Source organism: Streptomyces aureocirculatus (assembly GCF_000720475.1).
GTDB lineage: Bacteria > Actinomycetota > Actinomycetes > Streptomycetales > Streptomycetaceae > Streptomyces > Streptomyces aureocirculatus.
Window position 1 is genome coordinate 53,429 of record NZ_JOAP01000015.1, and the last position, 18,850, is coordinate 72,278.

General features: G+C 73.0%; 16 protein-coding genes. 5 read left to right on the forward strand and 11 right to left on the reverse strand.

Annotated elements, in window-relative coordinates:
- Positions 1–209 precede the first annotated feature (209 nt).
- The 5 genes from IG78_RS0115425 to IG78_RS0115445 all read right to left on the reverse strand — a co-directional run bounded on the left by IG78_RS0115425 (position 210) and on the right by IG78_RS0115445 (position 6,460).
- Positions 210–596, reverse strand: coding sequence for a hypothetical protein (locus IG78_RS0115425; protein WP_030563344.1), 387 nt, complete (start codon positions 594–596; stop codon positions 210–212).
- A 570-nt stretch (positions 597–1,166) separates the two neighbouring features.
- The gene (locus IG78_RS0115430; RefSeq protein ID WP_051852680.1) at positions 1,167–2,450 is read right to left on the reverse strand and encodes an AAA domain-containing protein; all 1,284 of its coding nucleotides are present in this window, start codon (positions 2,448–2,450) and stop codon (positions 1,167–1,169) included.
- Between the two features lie 164 nt (positions 2,451–2,614).
- A complete protein-coding gene (locus IG78_RS0115435; RefSeq protein ID WP_030563348.1) occupies positions 2,615–4,300 on the reverse strand; it encodes a hypothetical protein in 1,686 nt (561 codons plus the stop codon).
- Entirely contained in the window at positions 4,291–5,400 is a 1,110-nt protein-coding gene (locus IG78_RS0115440) for a hypothetical protein (protein WP_078964966.1), read from the reverse strand. Before IG78_RS0115440 ends, IG78_RS0115435 begins: the two co-directional genes overlap by 10 nt.
- A complete protein-coding gene (locus tag IG78_RS0115445; protein ID WP_051852658.1) occupies positions 5,366–6,460 on the reverse strand; it encodes a phosphatase PAP2 family protein in 1,095 nt (364 codons plus the stop codon). Before IG78_RS0115445 ends, IG78_RS0115440 begins: the two co-directional genes overlap by 35 nt.
- A 196-nt stretch (positions 6,461–6,656) precedes the next feature.
- On the opposite strand from IG78_RS0115445, the gene IG78_RS0115450 reads away from it, so the two are divergent.
- Positions 6,657–7,253 (forward strand): histidine phosphatase family protein, encoded by a 597-nt coding sequence (locus IG78_RS0115450; protein ID WP_030563354.1) that lies wholly within the window; start codon positions 6,657–6,659, stop codon positions 7,251–7,253.
- A gap of 112 nt (positions 7,254–7,365) precedes the next feature.
- Here IG78_RS0115450 and IG78_RS0115455 read toward each other — a convergent pair whose 3' ends face one another.
- A complete protein-coding gene (locus IG78_RS0115455) occupies positions 7,366–8,895 on the reverse strand; it encodes an NsdA family TPR-like regulatory protein (RefSeq protein ID WP_030563356.1) in 1,530 nt (509 codons plus the stop codon).
- A 306-nt stretch (positions 8,896–9,201) separates the two neighbouring features.
- Here IG78_RS0115455 and IG78_RS51345 point away from each other — a divergent pair, with 306 nt between their 5' ends.
- Both IG78_RS51345 and IG78_RS0115465 read left to right on the forward strand, forming a co-directional pair.
- Positions 9,202–9,780 carry a hypothetical protein gene (locus IG78_RS51345; RefSeq protein WP_030563357.1) on the forward strand — a complete coding sequence of 193 codons (579 nt, stop codon included), beginning with the start codon at positions 9,202–9,204 and terminating at the stop codon, positions 9,778–9,780.
- Positions 9,781–9,894: 114 nt separating this feature from the next.
- Entirely contained in the window at positions 9,895–10,755 is an 861-nt protein-coding gene (locus tag IG78_RS0115465; RefSeq protein ID WP_030563359.1) for a spermidine synthase, read from the forward strand.
- 40 nt (positions 10,756–10,795) lie between these two features.
- Here IG78_RS0115465 and IG78_RS0115470 read toward each other — a convergent pair whose 3' ends face one another.
- Positions 10,796–11,392, reverse strand: a complete 597-nt coding sequence (locus tag IG78_RS0115470) for a hypothetical protein (RefSeq protein WP_030563361.1) — start codon at positions 11,390–11,392, stop codon at positions 10,796–10,798.
- Positions 11,393–11,580: 188 nt separating this feature from the next.
- Here IG78_RS0115470 and IG78_RS0115475 point away from each other — a divergent pair, with 188 nt between their 5' ends.
- Positions 11,581–12,273, forward strand: a complete 693-nt coding sequence (locus IG78_RS0115475; RefSeq protein ID WP_030563363.1) for a response regulator transcription factor — start codon at positions 11,581–11,583, stop codon at positions 12,271–12,273.
- Between the two features lie 28 nt (positions 12,274–12,301).
- The gene (locus IG78_RS0115480; RefSeq protein WP_078964937.1) at positions 12,302–13,846 is read left to right on the forward strand and encodes a sensor histidine kinase; all 1,545 of its coding nucleotides are present in this window, start codon (positions 12,302–12,304) and stop codon (positions 13,844–13,846) included.
- Between the two features lie 161 nt (positions 13,847–14,007).
- On the opposite strand, the gene IG78_RS0115485 is transcribed toward IG78_RS0115480, so the two are convergent.
- The 4 genes from IG78_RS0115485 to IG78_RS0115500 form a co-directional block, all read right to left on the reverse strand.
- Positions 14,008–15,462, reverse strand: coding sequence for a GH1 family beta-glucosidase (locus tag IG78_RS0115485; RefSeq protein WP_030563367.1), 1,455 nt, complete (start codon positions 15,460–15,462; stop codon positions 14,008–14,010).
- A 93-nt stretch (positions 15,463–15,555) separates the two neighbouring features.
- Positions 15,556–16,407, reverse strand: coding sequence for a carbohydrate ABC transporter permease (locus IG78_RS0115490; RefSeq protein WP_030563369.1), 852 nt, complete (start codon positions 16,405–16,407; stop codon positions 15,556–15,558).
- A gap of 9 nt (positions 16,408–16,416) precedes the next feature.
- Entirely contained in the window at positions 16,417–17,436 is a 1,020-nt protein-coding gene (locus IG78_RS0115495) for a carbohydrate ABC transporter permease (protein ID WP_030563370.1), read from the reverse strand.
- 16 nt (positions 17,437–17,452) lie between these two features.
- On the reverse strand, positions 17,453–18,790 hold the full coding sequence (locus tag IG78_RS0115500) for an ABC transporter substrate-binding protein (RefSeq protein WP_030563372.1): 1,338 nt from the start codon (positions 18,788–18,790) through the stop codon (positions 17,453–17,455).
- Positions 18,791–18,850: the final 60 nt, after the last annotated feature.

The window sequence follows — 18,850 nt, forward strand, 5'->3', positions numbered from 1 at the left end:
GGGACGGGTGCGGCCGGGGTGCGGTACCTTCCCCCACCGGCATATGCCGGGAGATCCCGTACTCGTACGGTGCCGAGCCCGCCGCCGGGGGTCAGCCGACTCGGCCTGGGGATCGGACCGTTGCCTGGTGACCGGACCCGTGCCTGGAGTCGGACCCGTGCCTGGGGCTCAGACCCGTGCCCGGGGCCCGTGTCTGGGACCCGGCAGGGTCAGCGAGGTCCCGCACCCGCCGCCGGTCCCGCGGAGCCCGCGGCGCCCGGATCGCCCCGCATGAGCTCGCGGCCGAATTCGACCATCTTCTTCGCGTAGTCCTCGGTCCACTGGGCGCGCTCGGCGATGTCGGCCGTGGTGAGCCGGTCGAAGCGGCGCGGGTCGGCGAGCTGGGCGGCGGCGATGGCCTGGAACTCGACGGAGCGGTCGGTCGCCGCGCGGAAGGCGAGGGTCAGCTCGGTGGCCCGGGCGAGCAGCTCGTGCGGGTCGTCGAGCGACTCCAGGTCGAAGAAGTGCTCGGGGTCGGACGCGGCTTCCGCGGGCTCGAAGAGGAGCGGAGCGGGGCGCATGCGCTGGCTGGACCGGGGCCGCGGTGGCTCCGCCATGTCGTTGTCCTTTCGTCGTACGCCGCGTGGCCAACAGCCATTGTCCCCTCCCCACGCAAGCCCGTCGCGCCCGCAGTCCTGTGCCCAGCCCAGGGGCGCGGGGAACGGCGCGAGCGACCACGGACGGGCCGCGGTCGCGTGTGCTCGGTGGCCCGGCAGACGCGTCTGCGGCTTTGGCGGCAGCTACAACCGTCTGCTGAGCCTCCGCGTCCGGCCAGGGCGAGCGGAGCTGAACCGGGGGGCGTACTCGGTCAGTTGCTGCCCGAGCCATTCCGCCGCTTCCTTCGGCTCCTCCCAGGTGCCGCGCACGAGCTTCGCGGGCTTGATCAGCCCTGCACTAAGACGTTCTCGGTGCCCCCTACCGCCCACACGTTCGATCCTCCCGACGCTGTGACAGGCGGGTCGAGGTGGCCCAGTTGAGAGAACAGGAAACTCGGGACAGCAGCCCACATGCGGTAGCCGCGAGGAAGAGAAGGAAGCTGCCTCGTCGCAGGCTGGTCTCGTGACCAACGCATGACCAACCGCAGTCCGAACGCCGGACCGTGTACGGCGCAGGCCGCCACCCCTGGGTCAAGGACGCCAGACGACCCGGTGTTCGGACCAGCGATCCCACGTGGACATCATCGCCTCCCAGCCGTCCGGGAACTTGACCGTCACCCCAAGGCGGACCGGGTCCGTGGACGGGTGGTCGTCGAGGAGGGATTCCACGCCGGCCCGGCACACCACGATGCACGCGTGCCGGTGCCGCGACGCGAGTACGCACAGGCGGCCCGTCTCCAGGTGGAAGGCGGTGGCGTCGGGGCGCCCGGACAGGGGGTGCAGCACGACGGTCACGTCGTACTCCCGGCCCTGGAGGCGGTTGGCGGTGTCGACCGTCACGTCCACGACACCGAGAGCGGCGAGCGCGGCCCGCACAGCGGCGGCCTGGTCGCGGTGCGCGGTCCCCACCGCGATCCGGTCGGCAGTGACCGGAACGGGGTCGGGCGACCGCTCGGACGTCGCCGCCCCACCCCGGTCGAGCAACCGCCGCACCACGAGGGCCACGGCCCGCACCGCCTCCGGGTCCGTGCGCGGAGTGTGCCGGGCGGGCAGCTCCAGGAGGCCCCAGCCGGAGACGGCGGCCTCGTCGATCACCCGGTCGGGGCCCGAGCCGTCGGACGGTACGGCGAAGCTCAGCGCCCGGTCCTCGTGGCCCGTGCCGCTGCGGAAAGGCGTGTAGGGGTAGAACGCGTCGGACACCAGCGGCGCCGCGGACGCCGGAAGACGCCACGAGACGGGGAGGCGGTGCTGCGGCAGCGTCGGGTTGTGCGCGAGCAGCGTCGTCACGGCGCTGGCCGAGGGGTCGTAGGCGAGCCCGGCCCACTGGTCCGCCTCGGCGATCGCGAACGGATCGAGCTGCCCCGGGTCGCCCACGAACAGGGCCCGCTCGAAGAGCCCGGCGACGGCGAGCAGCGCGTCCGACCGCATTTGGTACGCCTCGTCCACGATGGCGTGGCCCCAGGGCTCGACGCCCTTGACGTGCCCCCACTTCGCGGCGGTGGACACGACCACGTCGAGCCCCGCGAGGTCGGCGGCCTTCGCGGACTTGCGCACGTTCGGCAGCGCGTCGAGCGCCTTGTCGTACGGGTCGGCGTCGCTGCTGTGCAGGCGCCCGACCGGCAGCTCCGGGTCCTTCTCGGCGAGGCGCAGGACGAGGTCGTCGACCTGGGCGTTCGTCTGGGCGACGACCATCAGGGGCCGTCCCGCCGCGGCCAGTTCCCGTGCGGCCCGCACCACGAGCGTGGACTTGCCCGCACCCGGCGGGGAGTCCACGACGACACCGCGGTGCGTGCCGTGCAGCGTGTCGTGCAGGATCGCGTCGGTGGCGCGGCCCGCCTCCGCGCCGGGATCGAAAGAGGGCGGGAGGGGCGAGAGGGACGAGGGGGGTGAGGGAGGCGAGGGGGGTGAGGGAGGCGAGGGGGGTGAGGGAGGCGAGGGGGGTGAGGGGGGTGAGGGAGGTGAAGAGGGGCGTGGCGTGGTCACAGGACATCCTCCGCGGTCACGGGGTCCGGGCTCTCGCCGGGGGCGGGCCCGCCGGACGGCGTCGCCGCGGACTGCGGGGGCCCGCCGTGGGTCCAGGGCGTGTCCTCCGGATCGGGCAGCTTGGGACCGCCCCGCTGCTCGTGCTCGAAGAGCGTCCAGCACAGCCGGTCGCCCACTTCCGGCACGGACCCGGCATCGGGTTCCTTGCCGCGCCCCATCTTGTCCAGGACGCGCAAAATCACGAGACTGCCGTCGCCGTCACCGCTGCTCTCAGCGGCTCCGCTGTTCTCAGCGGCCCCGCTGCTCTCGCCGTCCTCGCCCTCGACGGCGTACGTCACGAACTGCGCGCTCTGGGCCTTGCCGTCAAGGGAGCGGTACACCTTCACGCCGGTGTCCAGATGCGGCCGGTCGGCCGTGCGGACGGTGATCAGCGGGCGGGGGCGGGGCGAACGGCCCTCGCTGTACGCCATGACGACGTCCGTCACCTCACCGGCGAAGGCCTCGCCCGCGAGTCTGCGCCCCGCCATCACCAGCGGGTCGTCCAGGGCCTCCTGGGCGTCGAGCCTGGCCTGCTCGCGCTCGCGCGTGGCGAGCTTGCTGGCCGCCGTGACCGCGTCGTCGACCCGGGGCTGCGGGGGCTCGCCTGCGGCGACCCGGTCGCGGTGCCCCGTGAACGACCAGCGGTCGCCGCGCCACCGGTCGACGGCGCTCGGCGCCTCGGGCAGGGCGCACAGCGCGTCGAGGCCGCGCCACACCGCGTCCCAGGTGGGGCGGGTGCGGCTCGCCACCAGGGCGTCGATCTCCCGCTCGGCGGCGGTGAGCGAGGCGAGCAGCGCGTCCGCCTCGACGCCGTCCACCGCGGCGGCCAGGGCGGAGCGCGCCCGGTCGTAACGCTCGATGGCCGGGGCGAGCAGGTCGTTGTCGAACGCCGGGTCCGTGGCGGGCCCGGCCGGCGGGCACAGCAACTGCCCGTCGGCGTCCCGCGCCAGCTCCGCGCGGAGCGCCGCCGCCTCGCCCGACGTGCCGTCGGGCGCCTCGATCCACGCGAGCAGCGCCCCCAGATGCTGCTCCTCCAGGGAAGACTGGCCGGTCGCCCAATGCCGCGACAGCAGGTCGGTCATGGCGAGCAGGAGCGCGGAGCCGGGCACACGGGAGCGCTCGCCGTAGTGCGTCAGCCAGCGCCCGAGCAGCGGCACGCGCGGGGGCGCGGGATATGGCGCGTCGGGGTCCTGCTCCGCCGTCCGCCGGAACCGCATGGAGCGGCCGAGCAGCCGCACGAACTCGACGCCCGCCCGGCTCGGCACGATGAGCTGCGGGGCGTCCGCGCACAGCTCCGTCTCGATCTTGACGCGCTTGCCGGTCTCCGGATCGGTCTCCGTGCGCTCGGCCGCCTCGACGTCGTCCGCGAACGACTCCACGTACGGCAGCAGGATCTCGGCGAGCTGGGCGAGGAACGCGAAGCGCAGGTCGCGGTCGCGGGGCTGGGCGACCGTGAGCAGCCGCGGTGAGGTGCGCTCGGTGCCGATCAGGGCCCCGAGCGGCGCGCCCGCCTCGCCCGCCGTGGTGAGCGGTACGAAGACCAGGGGGCGCTCGGAGAGATGGCGGTGGCGCACGGTGGCCCGCGGGCGCGCACGGCCCGATGCCGCCGCTTCGAGCCTGGCCAGGTCGTCGATCAGGGACAACGGGCACCTCCCGCGAGTGCCTCCGCGCGCAGCGCGCCGGCCCGGCGCAGCGCCGCCACCGCGGGGTCGTCGGGGTCGCCCGCGTCGCCGCGCGCCGCCGCGAGGGTCTCCTCGATGGTGGTGAGGGACCCGAGGTCGGCTCTGAGCGAGCGCCCGAGGGCGGTCAGCTCGCCCCGCGCGCGGGCCTGCTCGCGGCAGTGGAAGGCGAGCTCGCAGGCGGCCAGGCACTCCGGGGCGTAGGTCGCGGGGACCGCGTCGACCGCGGCGGACAACTCGTCGGCGGGGCGGGCCACGTCGAAGGTCAGGCCGGGCGGCAGCGTGGCCGCGATGTCCTCGACGCGGGTCAGCCGGGACAACTGGCGGCGCGTGACCGCGCACTGCTTGCGGACGTCCACGGCGGAGGCGGCCGGCAGGTTCGAGAAGTCCTTGGGGCAGACGAGCAGCGCGTGCCGGCGGACCTCGGGCGCGCGCTCGCCGTCCGCCGCCATCCGCGCGGCGACGTCGTCGAGGGCGAGTACGTACACCGCCGACTGGCGTGCCGCCGCGCCCACCTTCGCCGCGTCGGCCGCGCCGTCGATCATGGGGAAGGACTTGATCTCGACGACCGTCCACGTTCCGTCCGGCGCGACGACCACGGCGTCCGGCTCCAGGAAGGCGGGCGTGCCCGCGACGTCCAGGGCCAGCATCGGGTGGTCGAGGAGCGTCCAGGCACCGGCGGCCGTGGCCTCGCGCAGGGCGATCTCCGTGCGGCCCGCGCGGCCCCGGGGCCCTGCCGCCGAGAGGTCGGGCACCTGTGCCGAGCCGGGCTCCGGCTCGGGGCCGCCGCCCAGGCAGGCGTGGGTCAGGCGCAGCAGCTCGGCACCGCCGTCGGACTTGACCCGTGCCTCGAAGGCATGCCCGCGCATGAAGGCGAACTGCGACTGGCCGAAGCCCGAAGGGGAACCGAGCGACTGCGCGAGCGCCGCCTTCGGCACGCCCGCGCCGTCCAGGACGGCGCGCCGCCGACAGCCCGGGTTCGCCGCGAGCGCCGCCAGGGCGCGGGCGTCCAGGGGCTGCGGCGGTACGTCAGGTCCGCGCAGCTCCGCGAGCCGCTGCCGCAGCGCCGTCCCCGATGCCTGCGGGGTCGGCGGGGCGGCCCGCTGGTCCGGCGCCCTCGCTCCCGCGGGGTCTGCCGCCCGGGTTGCCCGCGGACTTGCCGGCGCCCGGGTCGGCGCCGAGCTTGCGCTGGTGGGGAATTCGCTCACCCGCCGAAGTCTGGCATCCGGCACTGACAATCGAGGACTCCGTGGCGGAAGAGGCCGCCGGGGCGTTCGCGGAACGCTGTCCGGTGGCGGCGGGGCGCGTGCCGACCGCGGCGACGACGATCGGCCGCAGCCGTCCCTTGACCCGCTCGGCGGCCCGTCGCACGGGCTTCACCAGGAGCAGGCCCACACCCATCACGGCCGCACCGGCGACCGCGTCCAGGAAGTAGTGGTTGGCGGTGCCCATGACCACGATGGTGGTGAACAGCGGGTAGATCACGCCGGCCGCCTTCGCCAGCGGCGTGCGGCCGTACCGCCACAGCATCACACCGCACCACAGCGACCAGCCGACGTGCAGGCTCGGCATGGCCGCGTACTGGTTGGTCATGCCGCCGAGGCCGCGCGGCGCGCTGGCCTGACCGCCCCACCAGCCCCAGTCGCTGTACTGCGCCATCGTGTCGACGAAGCCGTACTTGACGTCCAGAAGGCGCGGCGGACAGGTCGGCATGAGCGTGAAGCCGACCAGGCCGATGAGCGTGGAGACCATCAGCCAGGTGCGGGCCGCGGCGTAGTGGACCGCCCTGCTGCGGAACATCCAGATCAGGATCAGCGGTGTGACCAGATAGTGCAGCGAGGCGTACCAGAAGTCGGCGGGGACGCCGAGCGACGCGTGCGCCGTGAAGAGCCGGTTGAGCGGGTGCTCCAGGTTGAGGTGCACCGCCTTCTCGATGCGCAGCAGGGACAGGCCGTGGTCCACCGCGGTCGTGACGTCTCCGCGCGCGAGCAGCCGGCCCGCCGAGTAGGCCCCGTACACCAGCAGGATCAGCGGCAGCTCAGTCCACCAGCGCAGCCGGAGGCGGGACGTTCCGTTCCCGGATATGCCGCCGTCGCCGGCGCCTAGTGCCTTGAATCGCGGCATCCGGTGGGTCCCCCATCTCATTGCGCGCTGTTCCCGCTCGGTTCTCTCGGCGTACGACCGATGGGCCACTTTACGGCCCACGCGAAGGCCGACCAGCCATCCCCTGGTCGTCAAAGACGCAGAGATCGCGGCTCGGGTTGCTCCCTCGCCGTGTGAGTGATGATGGAGGGAACAGACAAGAGAAAGGCTTCTTCTCATGGCACCGCGCATCCTGCTGGCCCGGCATGGACAGACCGAGTGGTCACTGTCCGGAAAGCACACCGGCAGGACCGACATCCCTCTTCTGGAAGAGGGCCGGCGCGGCGCGAAGCTCCTGGGCGAGCGGCTGCACCGGGCGCCCTTCGACGGCCTCCCCGGAGTGGAGGTGCGCACCAGCCCGCTGTCCCGCGCGCGGGAGACGTGCGAGCTCGCCGGCTTCGGCGACAGGGCCGCGGAGTGGGACGTGCTCATGGAGTTCGACTACGGCGCGTACGACGGTCTGACCCCCGCCGACATCCAGGCGCTGCGCCCCGGGTGGTTCATCTGGCGCGACGGCGTGCCGGACGGCGAGACGCTGGCGCAGGTGTCCGCGCGGGCCGACGAGGTCGTCGCCTGGGCGCGCGAGACGGACCGCGACGTGCTGGTCTTCGCCCACGGCCACATCCTGCGTGCCATCGCCGCCCGCTGGCTCGGCTACGACATCGACTTCGCGTCCCGTATCCGCCTCAACCCCACGTCTCTCTCGGTCCTGGGCTGGGCCTACGGAGAGCCCGCTCTGGAGTCCTGGAACGAGACCGGGCACCTGACGGGCTGAGCGCCCGGGACCGCTGTCCGCGCGGGGACCGTGCCTCCCCGGCGGCTCACCCCGCGCGCGGGCGGCGTGCTGCCCCGGTCACACCCGCGCGCGGGCGGCGTGCTGCCTCGGTTCACACCCGCGCGCGGGCGGCGTGCTGCTCCAGGAAGTCCGTCACTCCGGAGGCGAGCCGGTGCGGCAGCAGCAGCCGCGCGGTCGTCGCCAGCATGCACGCGATCCGTGACGACTGGACCTCGTCGAGCAGGGCGAGCACCCGCAGCCCGGCGTCCGCGGCCTCGTCCGGGCGGCCCGCGCGGGCCAGGTCGTCGGCGAGCTCCGCGGTGTACAGCGCGATGTTCCGGGTGAACTCGGGAGTCAGCGCCGCCGCCGTGCCCGCCGCCCGCTGGGCGTGCCGCGACGCGCGGTCCCACTGGCCGAGCGCAGACCAGCACTGCGCCTCCAGGCCCGCCAGTTCCGCGGGCCCGTAGAAGGTCATCCACTCCGGGTCGGTGTCGGCGGGGCCCCGGTCGAACAGCGCGTGTGCGCGGACGAGCGCCTGTCGGCAGCCCGCGTGGTCGCCGAGCCCGGCCCAGCCGCCCGCCTCGCGCAGCGCGAGCAGGGACAGGAACCTGGGCGACGCGAGGTTCCGGGCGATCCGAGCCGCCGCCTGCGCCGCTCGCACCGCCTCCCGGGGCCGCCCCGTGTCCCTGGCCAGGAACGCGGTGTTGCAGAACGCGTGCGCCTCCAGGGCCGGGTCGTTGGCCAACCGGGCCGTGGCGAGGGCCTCCGCGTAGTGCGAGCGGGCGTCGTCGAAGCGGCCCGAGTCGTGCGCGAGCCAACCCACGGAGATCGCGAGTTCGCCCGCGCCGGAGTACAGCCGGTCGGCCACCCTGCGCCCGGCCCGCCGGGTGGTGCCCGCGTCGAGGAGGGCGTACGCGGTGCGCAGCGGATTGGCGGCACGCCGGTAGAGGCCGTCGGCGCCGTGCCGGTCGTCGAGCAGCCGGATCTCACGGACCGCGTCCTCGACCGCGCACACCTCGCTCTCGCCCGCCCTGCGGAACCCGCGCCCCCTGGGCACGCGGGCCGCGGCGACGCCGCCCGCCGGGAGGCCGACGGCCCCCAGGGACGCGGCGGCCACGGTGACCGTGCCGCTGGTCATGAATGCGCGACGCCGCACGTCGCTCTCCTCGTGGTCGCTGGGGTCGCTGGGGTCGCTGGCGCTGGCGCTGGCGCTGGCGCTGTCGCTGTCGTCGGCACCGGTGCCGATGTTGCCGCCCGGGTCGCCGGTGTTCTCGGTGGGCCTGTCGCCCGTGTACCTGGCCCCCGATCCGTCATCCCGGTACGTGGGATCCGCCCCGCGCGCGTCCATGGCGCCGCGCGCCCCCCGACCCCGTACCACCGCGCGCGGTGCGAAGCCCAGGTCCGTCAGTGTCCGGCCGGGGAACATATGCAGGAACACCCGTTCGTAGGCGTAGTTGGGGCAGCGGATCTCGCCCGCCTCCACGCGGCCGACGTACCGCGCGTCGCAGCTCACCCGCTCGCCGATCTCGCGCGCGGCCCGCCGTACCGCGGCCGCGAACTCGCCCGGTGAGCGCTGCCCGCGCAGTTGCCGGAACGTGAGATTCGGTCGCGGAGGCGGAGTTGACGATGCCGACGACGCCATACCGGATCCTCTCGCTGGGGGCCGTGCCGGGGGCGCCGCGCGCCCCTGCCGCGGCGCCGCCCGCCCGTGGGCCGGCGCCGACCGGTCGGCGTGCGTGCTGTGGGCCTGTCCGGCGGGGCATGAACGTACCCAATGGGAATCTGCCGGCACGCGTAGTTTGGCTACAAACGGGATATCTCACCCGTGATCTGCCATGATCTGCCATCCTTTGCGGCGGCGTGGCGCCGTAGCCGTTCGCACCCCCGCGCGTTGAACCATGTGGAGAGGGAGCGATGCGGCTTCCGCCCCGTCGAGGAGGTTCCCTTGTTGGAATTCGGCACGGAGAGCGGCGTATCCGGGGGTGCGCTGACGACGGCACGGCACTGGCCGAGCCAGGATCGCAGTGCGGGGCCCGGCTGCGTCGGGCCGTGGGGCCCGGTCCGCGCCGGGGGCCACGAGGGCCACGGGCACCACGAGGGCCACGGGGACCACGAGGGTCACGAGAACTGCGACCTCGTGACCGTGCCCGCGCGCCAGGGCCTAGAGGCCGTGGACATCCTGCGCCGGGGGGTCGGGGACGAGGGCGTGGGGCCCGTCCTGCACGACGGGGGCTGCGACACCCTTGGCTTTCTTGTACCGGCCGGCACTGCGGATGGTTGGGACCTTCCCGGCAGCGCTTGTACCCAGACCTTCGGTCGTGGCGCTTTTCTCTCGCCGGGGGCGGGGCTGTGTCCGGGGGCGGGGCGGGGTCCGGATCCGGTGCCTTCGCCTCCCGGTGTGGGGGCCGGGTGGCTGGTGCCGCCCGGGGGGTTCGGGGGGCCCGAGCCCGTGACGGATCCCGCTGTGCTTCGGGCCGCCCTCGGGGAGGCTGCGCGGACGATCGAGGCTGCTGACAATTGCCGGTAGGGGGTGGTCGTGGCCGTATCTGGGGCTGCGCCCCTTGCCCCGCTGTCGCCGCTCCGCGGCTCGTCCTCAAACGCCGGACGGGCTGAAATTTGCCCACCCGGCGATAATGGGGTGATGGCGCGGAACAGGCGGGGGCGGCAGGTTCGGGAGGCTCTGGTCGAGGAGGTCGACGGGGGGCTTGCCGAGTTGATGCCGGACCGGGAGCGGGGCGGAGCCTGGACTCTGCTCGTCGACGGTGCCCCGCAGTCCCACGTCGACCTCGACGACCCCACGTACCTCGACTTCGAGTACCAGCGCAGGCTCGGCCACATCGCCGACCTCGTCGCCCCGCCCGGCAGGCCCGTGCACGCCGTGCACCTCGGCGGCGGCGCCCTCACCCTCGCCCGCTACGTCGCCGCGACCCGCCCCCGCTCCACCCAGCAGGTCGTCGAACGCGACACCGCCCTCGTCCAACTCGTACGCCGCGCCCTGCCGCTCGACCCCGCGGCCCGCGTCCGGATACGCAACACCGACGCCAGGGAAGGGCTCGCGAAGGTCCCGGACGGGTGGGCCGACCTCGTGATAGCCGATGTGTTCAGCGGCGCCCGCACCCCCGCCCACCTGACCACCACGGAGTTCCTCACCGACGTCCGCAGGGCCCTCAAGCCCACCGGCTGGTACGCCGCCAACCTCGCCGACGGGCCGCCGCTCGCCTATCTGCGCGGCCAACTCGCCACTGCGGCCGATGTCTTCCCCGAGCTCGCCCTCGTCGCCGACCCCGCGGTCCTGCGCGGCAGACGCTTCGGCAACGCCGTCCTCCTCGCCGCAGGACAGCCGCTGCCCGTCGCCGAACTCACCCGGCGCAGCGCGGGCGACCCGCACCCGGCCCGGGTCGAACACGGGCGCGCCCTCGCCGACTTCAGCGGCGGCGCCACGGCGGTCACGGACGCGCGCGCCGTGGCGTCCCCCGCCCCGCCGCCGTCCGTGTTCCGCTGAGGTCGCCGCGCACACGGGTCCGAGCCGTCAACAGCGGCGGTCAGTAGGTGTTGATGTCGACCCGTGGCGCATGGTCGTGCCAGGTGCAGAACACCGACACCCGATCGGCACCCGACGCGAACTCCACGCGGATCCACCTCGACGCCTTCCACACCCGCATGGACCAGCCCGCCGACGGCGACGCCGACACCAGCGTCGCGGAGGACGCGCCGAGGTCGAGGACGACGCGGCCGCCGTCGGTGGTGTAGCCCTTGACGCCGTCGGACGAACCGGAACCGGGTGAGCGGGGGTGCGCGGGCCCCGAGGATGATCGGCCGCCGGGCTCGTCGCTTCGGGCGTCCGAGTGTTCCGCGGGTGGGTGTTTGCCGTCCTTCTCGCCGTCCGGGGCCTTGGTGGCGGGGGACGAGGACCCGGCAGGACCGCGGTCCTTCGACGGCTTGCCGCCCGGCCCCGGGCCGGGGCGGTGGGTGGACGACGACTGCGGGTCGGTGGCGCGGTCACCGGCCGCGAGCGGCACGGCGCGCGGCGGGTCGTAGGCCGTGCCCGCCATCACCGTGTGCACGCCCCACCACGACAGCGTGACCGCCGCGCCCGTGGCGAGCGACCACGCGACGGCGTGTACGAGACCCCTGCGCATCGCGGGCCATACTGCACCACGGGCCGGGCCGGGAACCAGGAGTCCCGCCTTCCGCTTGGCCCCGGACACGTGCCGGACGCGCCCCGGACACCCCTTTACGCAGGCGCCCTTACCGGACATCGGACCCATGTCCGGGCCAAAAGTCCCGCACGGCGTCCGGATCCCCCGCATGGCGTACGGTGCCGCCCATGGCAAGTGTGCTCGTCGTCGAGGACGACCAGTTCGTGCGCTCGGCCCTCATCCGGCATCTGTCCGACGCCTCCCACACCGTACGGAGCGTCGGCACCGCCCTGGAGGCGCTGCGCGAGGTGGCCCATTTCCGCTTCGACGTCGTCATCCTGGACCTCGGCCTGCCCGACCTCGACGGCGCCGAGGCGCTGAAGATGCTGCGCGGCATCACCGACGTACCCGTGATCATCGCGACCGCGCGGGACGACGAGGGGGAGATCGTCCGCCTCCTCAACGACGGTGCCGACGACTACCTGACCAAGCCGTTCTCCGTCGAGCACCTGTCCGCCCGGATGGCCGCCGTGCTGCGGCGCTCCCGCGGTGGCGCGGGCGGTGAGCAGCCCGCGCGCCAGGTGCTCCGGGTCGGCGGTCTTACCGTCGACCCGCTGCGCCGCCAGGCCGAGCTCGACGGCACCCGGCTCGACCTGACACGGCGCGAGTTCGACCTGCTCGCCTTCCTCGCCGGGCGGCCCGGCGTCGTCGTACCCCGCAAGGAACTGCTCGCCGAGGTCTGGCAGCAGAGCTACGGCGACGACCAGACCATCGACGTCCATCTGTCCTGGCTGCGCAGGAAACTGGGCGAAACCGCTGCCAACCCCTGCTATCTGCACACGCTGCGGGGGGTCGGCGTGAAACTGGAGCCACCGCGGTGACCGGCGCCCCGGCGGCGGGGGCCGCGCCGTGAGGTGGGCGCTGGTGAAGGTGTGCCTCGCCGTCACCACGATGGTCGTGGCCGCCTTCGCCGTCCCGCTCGGCCTCGTCATCCAGGAGATGGCCCGCGACCGTGCCTTCTCCAACGCCGAACGGCACGCCGCGGGAATGGGCCCCACCCTCTCCATCACCACCGACCGCGCCCAGTTGACCCGCGCCGTCGCCACGTCCGAGGCGGGTGGCGACGGGCGGATGGCCGTGCATCTGCCGGCCGTCGGCGGGAAGCCGCCCCTGGAGATCGGCGAACGGCGTGCCGGACCGCACCAGGTGGCGGCCGCCCGGAAGCAGGGGCGGGCCAGGACCGCGAGCGTGCCCGGCGGCTTCGCGCTGCTCCAGCCCTTCGGGCTCGGCTCGGGCGAGATCGCCGTCGTCGAGATCCATGTGCCGGAGAGCGAGGTCAGCAATGGTGTGACCACGGCCTGGGTGATGCTCGCCGGGGTCGGTGTGGCGCTGATCATCGGCTCCGTCGCGGTCGCCGACCGGCTCGGCGTGCGCATGGTCCAGCCCGCTCGGCGGCTCGTGGGCGCCGCGCACGACCTGGGCGAGGGCAAGCTCGGCGCCCGGGTGCCGGAGGACGGGCCCACCGAACTGCGGCTCGCCGCGGTGGCGTTCAACTCCATGGCCGACCAGGTCGTCCAGCTCCTCGCCAACGAACGTGAACTGGCCGCCGACCTCTCCCACCGCCTGCGCACCCCGCTCACGGTGCTCCGCCTCAACGCGGCCTCGCTCGGTGATGGGCCCGCCGCCGAGCACACCCGTACCGCCGTGGAACGCCTCGAACACGAGGTTGACACCATCATCCGCACCGCGCGTGACGCGCGCCCGCAGACTGCGGTCGGTGTCCACACCGGTCCTGGTGCGGGCTGCGACGCCGCCGAAGTGATCCGTGAACGCATGGAGTTCTGGTCGGTGCTCGCCGAGGACGAGGGGCGCGAGGCGCGGGTCGCGGGCGTCGACACGCCGGTGTGGCTGCCGGTGGCGCGGGCCGACCTTGTCGCCGTGCTCGACGCGCTGCTCGGCAATGTGTTCCGGCACACCCGGGAGGGGACCGCGTTCGCCGTGGACGTGCACAGCGGTGAGGACGCGGTGATCGTGCTCGTGTCCGACGCCGGGGGCGGCATCGCCGACCCGGAGGCCGCGCTGGCCCGCGGCAGCTCCGGCCCCGCCGCGGGCGCGACCGGTTCCACCGGCCTCGGCCTCGACATCGTCCGCCGCCTCACCGAGTCCACGGGCGGCGACGTCCGCATCAGCAGGTCGGTCCTCGGCGGTACGGAGGTTCGCCTCTGGATCCCCAGGGATGCGAGGCGCTCTTCATTACGGGGCCGGGGTGTGGCCCGTAAGGGGCGCGGGGAACTGCGCGCTCAGCCACGAATCAGCCGCAGACGCGTCTGCGGCATGTTTTGGGCTGGCCGCGCAGTTCCCCGCGCCCCTGACGGGGCACACACCCCGCCCGCCCGGCGGACCGCACCCCCCTCCGGGGTCGCCAACCTTTGGCGGCCCCGATCGCACCCTTAAGCGAACCTCAAGATCCCACCCCGGGCCCCGGAAGCCCGTTTTGTCGCCGGATCGCGGCGCTAACGTGCACTCGCGGACCACAAGGAGCCCATGTCTCCCCCCACACGCGCCCCGGTCGGCACTTCCCCCCCACCCGGCCGGGGCGCCCTCATATCCCCCGCTCAGCGCTCGCCCTCCTGGTCCGGCGGGGCCAGCTCCCCGCTCGCGGCCACCTTCGCGTACCAGTGGGCGCTCGACTTGGGCGTCCGCACCTGCGTGTCGTAGTCGACGTACACCGCCCCGAACCGTTTGCCGTAGCCGTACGCCCACTCGAAGTTGTCCATCAAGGACCACAGGAAGTAGCCGCGTACGTCCGCGCCGGACAGGAGCGCCTGGTGCACGGCGGTCAGATGGCCGTGCAGATAGCGGACGCGGTCGGGGTCGTGGACCTGGCCTGCCGCGCCGGGCTTGTCGTCGTAGGCCGCGCCGTTCTCGGTCACGAAAAGGGGAACCCCGGGAGCTTGAGCGGTGTACTCAAGGAGAAGGTCAGTCAGGCCGGTGGGGTCCACGGGCCAGCCCATGGCGGTGAGTTCGCCGGGGGCGCGATGGAAGGAGACGTGGTCGGCGCCCGGCCAGGGGGAGTGCTCGGCGGCGCCGTGCCCATCGAGGCGCGGACCGTTCGCGGCGGCGTCGGCGGAGGCCGACACGACAGCGGGGGAGTAGTAGTTGATGCCGATGAAGCCGAGTGGCTGCCGGGTGACGCCCAGGTCGCCGTCGTGCACGAAGGACCAGTCCGTGATCCGGGCGGTGTCCGCCAGCAGATCGTCGTCGTACGTCCCGCGGAGCATCGGCCCGGTGAAGACCCGGTTGGCGAGCGCGTCGATGCGGCGGCGCGCGTCGAGATCCGCGGGCGCGGAGGTCAGGGGGCGCACGGCGCTCGGGTTGAGGCAGACGCCGACCTGGGCGCGGCCGGGAAGGACCGAGCGCAGCGCCCGCGCGCCCAGGCCGTGGGCGAGGTTGAGGTGGTGAGCCGCGCGCAGGGCGGCCGCGGGGTCGGTGCGGCCCGGCGCGTGCACGCCCGAGCCGTAGCCGAGGAACGCGCTGCACCAGGGCTCGTTGAGGGTCGCCCACCACTCCACCCGGTCCCCGAGCGCCCCGGCGACGATCCCGGCGTACTCCTCGAAGCGGAACGCGGTGTCCCGCTCCGGCCAGCCGCCTGCCGGAGAGCCGCTGGGAAAGGCCGACTCGAGCTCCTGCGGCAGGTCCCAGTGGTAGAGCGTGACCATCGGCGTGATGTCGTGCGTGAGCAGCTCGTCGACGAGCGCGCGATAGAAGTCGAGCCCGCGCTGCACGGCGGGCCCGCGCCCGGTGGGCTGCACCCGCGGCCAGGACACGGAGAAGCGGTAGGCGCCGATGCCCAGGTCCGCCATCAGCCGCACATCGTCGCGCCACCGGTGATAGTGGTCGCAGGCCACGTCCCCGGTGTCCCCGCCGAGCACCTTGCCCGGCGTATGACTGAAGGTGTCCCAGATGGACGGCGTCCTGCCGTCCTCGCGCACCGCCCCTTCGATCTGGTACGCGGCGGTCGCGGCTCCCCACAGGAAGGCGGGCGGAAACCGCAGGTTCGCGTCGGTCATGGAAGCGCTCCCAAGGGTTGTACGGAAAGCAAGGGTTGTACGGAAAGGACGGGTCGGCCGACCGCGCGGCGGGGGCGGCCGGTACGGCGTGGGTCAGCCCTTGACGGCGCCCTGCATGATCCCGCCCACGATCTGCTTGCCGAAAAGCACGAAGGCGATGAGCAGCGGCAGCGTGCCGAGCAGCGCGCCCGCCATGATCACGGACTGGTCGGGAATCTGGCCGCGCCCGAGCCCGGCGAGGGCCACCTGCACGGTGGGTTCGCCGCCCTGGGTCAGCGCGATGATGGGCCAGAAGAAGTCGTTCCAGGCCATGACGAAGGTCAGCATGCCGAGGACGGCCATCGCGGGCCTGGCCGCGGGGAAGACGACGTGCCATATCAGCCGGAAGCTGCTGGCACCGTCCACCCGGGCGGCCTCGATCAGCTCGGTCGGCAGCGCCTCGATGAGGTACTGCCGCATGAAGAAGACCCCGAAGGCGCTCACCAGCGTCGGCAGGACCACGGACTGCAACTGATCGGTCCAGCCGAACTCCGCCACCATCATGAACAGCGGTACGACACTCAACTGCGGCGGCACCATCATCGTGCCGATCACAAGCAGCAGGAGCACCCCCCGGAAGCGGAAGCGCAGCTTGGCGAAGGCGAATCCGGCGAGGGTGGAGAAGAGCACGGTGCCCACGGTGATGCTGCCCGCTACCACCAGGGTGTTTATCAGTGCCGTGCCCATGTTGGCGTCGGTCCAGGCGATCTCCAGGTTCTTGAAGAGGTTGCCGCCGAACCAGAAAGGAGGCGGCGTCTGGGCGAGCCGCGTGTTGTTGCGGGACGCGGCGATCGCGGTCCACACGAGCGGGAAGAGGGAGCCGACGGTGAACAGGATCAGCACGGCGTACGTCACCTTGCCGCCCCGCAGTTGGCGCCCGGCGCCGCGTTTCTTCAGGCTTGCCACGTCATCCCCTCACGCGTCTCTGCGGATCCATCGGCTGATCGCCCAGTTGAGCAGGCCGATCAGGACGAGAATGAGGAACATGGTCCAGGCGATCGCCGAGGCCCGCCCCAGGTGTTGGTTGAACCAGCCCTGCTCGTACAGATAGAGCCCGAGCGTCTGGAACTGGTGGTCGGAGCCGCCGGTCGGGCTCGCGCCCTGACTGAACAGGAGCGGCTCGCCGAAGAGCTGGGTCGCACCGATCGTCGACACCACGCAGGTGAACAGGATCGTCGGCCGCAGCGAGGGCACCGTCACATGCCGGAACTGCTGCCAGCGGCTCGCGCCGTCCAGAGCGGCCGACTCGTACAGGTCCTTCGGGATGGCCTGCATGGCGGCGAGGTAGATCAGCGCGTTGTAGCCCGTCCACCGCCAGATCACGATCGCGGAGACGGCGAACTGCGCGGTCCAGTCGCCGTTCTGCCAGTCCACGGCGTCGACGCCGACCAGACCGAGACCCCAGTTGATCATGCCGTGGTCGGTGCGGCTGAACATCAGGACGAAGACGAGCGTCGCCGCGGCCACCGAGGTGGCGTACGGGGTGAGGATCGCGACGCGGAAGAACATCGAGCCGCGGAGGCGGTAGTGGAGGAGGTGGGCCAGACCCAGTGCCATGAGGAGCTGCGGCACGGTCGAGATGACGCCGATGGTGAAGGTGTTGCGCAGCGCGTTCCAGAAGAAGTCGTCCTCCAGGAGCCGCGAGAAGTTGCGCAGGCCCACCCACTCCATGTCGGTGGGTGTCCCGAGCTCCACGCGGTGCAGCGAGGCCCACCCCGTATAGAGCAGCGGGAAGAGACCGAAGGCGAGGAAGAAGAGGAAGAACGGCGCGACGAGGGCGTAGGGACTCCACTTCACGTCCCGGCGGTAGCGGCGGCTGCGGCGGGCGCGGCGGCGTTCGGCGGCCGGGTCGGCGAGTGGTGTCGCCGGTCGCGCGCGGGGGGCCGCGCCCTCCTCCCCCGTGGAGGGCGCGGCGGCACGGGTGTCACTCGGGATGTCGGTCACCGGGTGATCACTGGTCCAGTGCGTTGTCGATCGTCTTCATGGCTTTGTCCCAGGCCTTGTCGGGCGACGTCCCCTTCTGGTCGACGCCGAGCATTCCGGTGTCGGCCAGGTACTGGGAGATGATCCCGTCCTTGGGGCCGATCGGCTGGACCGGCACGCCCTCGGCGGCCTTGGCGAAGATCTGTCCGACGGGGGAGTCACCGAAGTAGGGGTTCTTGGCGTCCTTCACTTCGGGCAGGTCGTAGGCGGCCTCGGCGCTCGGGAAGCTGGCGCGCTTGTCGAACAGCTTGGCCTGCTGCTTCGGGGCGGTCAGCCAGGTGACGAGCTTGGCGGCCTCCTCCTTGTTCTTGCCCGCCTCGGGCACGCTCAGGAAGGAGCCGCCCCAGTTGCCGGGCTTGGGCGCGGCGGCGACGTCCCACTGGTCCTCGCCCTTGTCGCCCGCCTTGTCCTTGATGTAGCCGAGCATCCAGGGCGGGCAGGTCACGGTGGCGAAGGAGCCGTTGGCGAAGGCCTGGTCCCAACTGGGCTGGAACTGCTGGAGCTTGGCGGTGAGCCCCGCCTCGGCGAACTGCGCCCCGAGCTCCCACCCTTCCCGGACCCCCGCGCTGTCCTTGTAGACCAGCTCGCCGTCGGCGTCGTAGAACTTCTCCTTGCCGGAGGCGTGCACGGCGGCCATGACGCCGGTGGCGCCGTCGACGAAGGCGGTGCCCTCGGGTCCCTTCTTCTTGTACTGCTTGCCCGCCTCCAGGTACTTCTTCCAGTCCCCGGCCCAGAGCTTGCCGACCTCCTCGCGGTCCGTCGGCAGTCCGGCCTTCTTGAACAGGTCCTTGCGGTAACAGATGCCGGTCGGTCCGATGTCGGTGCCGAGGCCGACGGTCTTGCCGTCCTTGGTGGTGCCCTGCTGCCACTTCCAGCCCAGGTAGGCGCCCTTGTCCACACCCTGTGTCTTGCCGAGGTCCACCAGTTTGGCCGAGTGGGTGCCGGTCAGTTCGGCGATGTTGCCGACCTCGACGGCCTGGACGTCGGAGAGGCCGCTGCCGCTGCTGAGGTGGGTGAGGAGGGCGGGCCAGTAGTTCTCGTTGCGCTGTACGGAGTTCTGCTTGATGTTGATGTCGGGGTTCAGCTTCTCGTACTCGTCGTAGAGCCCTGCCTCCTGTAGCCCGAAAGCACCGAAGACCCCGACGGTCAGCGTCGTCTTCCCCTTGTCGCCACCGTCGCCGCCGCCCCCCGAGGACCCGCCGGGCTCGTCGGAGTCATCGGCGCAGCCGGCGAGCAGCCCGGTGGCAAGGGCGGCGACGGCCGCGAGGGCCACCGCTCGGCGGGGCGTTCGAGTCCTGTAGCGCATTGCGTCCTCCTGGTGCCCGGACGTGCCGACCGCGGCGGAACTCCGGCCCCGCATGCGGAA

Bases quoted from the DNA above. Each gene is read 5' to 3' on its own strand.
- IG78_RS0115425 (WP_030563344.1), bottom strand. From the start codon at position 596: ATGGCGGAGCCACCGCGGCCCCGGTCCAGCCAGCGCATGCGCCCCGCT.
- IG78_RS0115445 (WP_051852658.1), bottom strand. From the start codon at position 6,460: ATGCCGCGATTCAAGGCACTAGGCGCCGGCGACGGCGGCATATCCGGG.
- IG78_RS0115450 (WP_030563354.1), top strand. From the start codon at position 6,657: ATGGCACCGCGCATCCTGCTGGCCCGGCATGGACAGACCGAGTGGTCA.
- IG78_RS0115455 (WP_030563356.1), bottom strand. From the start codon at position 8,895: ATGGCGTCGTCGGCATCGTCAACTCCGCCTCCGCGACCGAATCTCACG.
- IG78_RS0115465 (WP_030563359.1), top strand. From the start codon at position 9,895: ATGGCGCGGAACAGGCGGGGGCGGCAGGTTCGGGAGGCTCTGGTCGAG.
- IG78_RS0115470 (WP_030563361.1), bottom strand. From the start codon at position 11,392: ATGCGCAGGGGTCTCGTACACGCCGTCGCGTGGTCGCTCGCCACGGGC.
- IG78_RS0115475 (WP_030563363.1), top strand. From the start codon at position 11,581: ATGGCAAGTGTGCTCGTCGTCGAGGACGACCAGTTCGTGCGCTCGGCC.
- IG78_RS0115485 (WP_030563367.1), bottom strand. From the start codon at position 15,462: ATGACCGACGCGAACCTGCGGTTTCCGCCCGCCTTCCTGTGGGGAGCC.
- IG78_RS0115500 (WP_030563372.1), bottom strand. From the start codon at position 18,790: ATGCGCTACAGGACTCGAACGCCCCGCCGAGCGGTGGCCCTCGCGGCC.